Raw genomic sequence first — 1,393 nt, 5'->3', positions numbered from 1 at the left:
TGTCTCCGTCAATCTGAACGCGCCCATCATGCATCGAGAAATTCAGTACTGTGAAACGGCCGTGCCGAGTCGCTTACCCTCACACGTCACCGTCACGAAAGCCGACGTGACCCTCCTAGCGCACATGTGCTGACGCGGTGGCTTTGTTCGTGGCCCGATGTCGCGTGTGCTCGCGAGCGAGTAGGCGCTCTTGCGGGCGTGGGCATCGTCCCCACTCGAGGGTCGCCTGGTAGCGACGTAGTCTTACAGTCGTCGCCGTGAACCGACAGATCTAGCGCTAGCGCTTGTTACGCGTGAGCGATTGTCAGGCGGGGAATCTTGAAGCGACCATCAACGGAGGAGACCGCCGCAGGCTGGCGCTGACGAGCCAGCTTTGAAGCTGCTTGTGTATCAATGTGCTAACTGCGCATGCGCCACCACGCGCCGGGAGTGCGGCATGTGGGTCTACGTCGGGTCGTAGACGCTGCGCGCGGTCACTGCCAGCGGGACGCCTACGGACCCCGCCTTCAGATTCACCGCACGAGCGCAGAAAGCCGCTTCAGGCCGCAGGTCCCAGTCAATCAGGAACGGGATAGTTCGAGCACCGCGCGTCACCGCACGGCGGACAGAGATCCGCTCTCGTGCGCGCGTCGGACGCCGAACGCTGTTTAGTTGCCCGGCGCAAGCCGGCCGATTCCGCAACGAGGGCATCCCCAGAGCAAAAGCGACCGATTCTTGTTCACACCGATTCCCTACCATGTGGCCTGTCGTGTCCAAGGAACCATGGGGAACATATTCGTGATTAAGTTTCGGTTCACTGACGTGGCACGAATGCTGCGCCTGTTCTAAAAGACGGCGCGCGTGAGACGGCGTGAACGCATTCTCTAGAGTCGTCGCTAACTGCAACTCATTCAGTCGGCACGTTATGTATATAAATGGCATTGGCACCGCTAATCCTCCGCAGCGCTATACGAAATCGGACTGCCTGAGTGCATTCCGGGACTCGGAATGGTATTTGCGACTCGATATTCGCGCCCGATTTGTTGCACATACCGTCTTGCAAAGAGATAACGGCATCGACGCACGACGACTCGCCCTCGACTCGCTTCACGATGCATTCGTAATCGAACCCGACACGCTTTCCAAGCGCTTTGTGAACAATGCCCCTGCGCTTGCAATCGCCGCAGCAACTTGCGCCCTACATAACGCCGGGATCCGATCCGATGAAATTGATGCCGTCGTAGTGAGCACTTGCACCGGATATATGTGCCCCGGATTATCCGGCTACGTGGTCGAGGCGCTCGGCCTGCGCGCCGATACACAGGCATTTGACCTAGGGCTGTGCTGAAGAAGCGGGGGTTTTCACGGGATCGTCGTTGCTGATTCCACGATGCGAGAATGGCGACGCGCTCGC

1 protein-coding gene is annotated in these 1,393 nt (G+C 59.2%); it reads left to right on the top strand.

The genetic code is table 11. The features are described 5' to 3' along the window. Nucleotides 1-994: 994 nt before the first annotated feature. Entirely contained in the window at nucleotides 995-1,327 is a 333-nt protein-coding gene (locus tag AWB65_RS36160; protein WP_159907977.1) for a hypothetical protein, read from the top strand. Nucleotides 1,328-1,393: the final 66 nt, after the last annotated feature.

Source organism: Caballeronia humi, assembly GCF_001544475.1.
Classification (GTDB): Bacteria; Pseudomonadota; Gammaproteobacteria; order Burkholderiales; family Burkholderiaceae; genus Caballeronia; species Caballeronia humi.
This window is presented reverse-complemented; position numbering and strand designations above follow the sequence as displayed.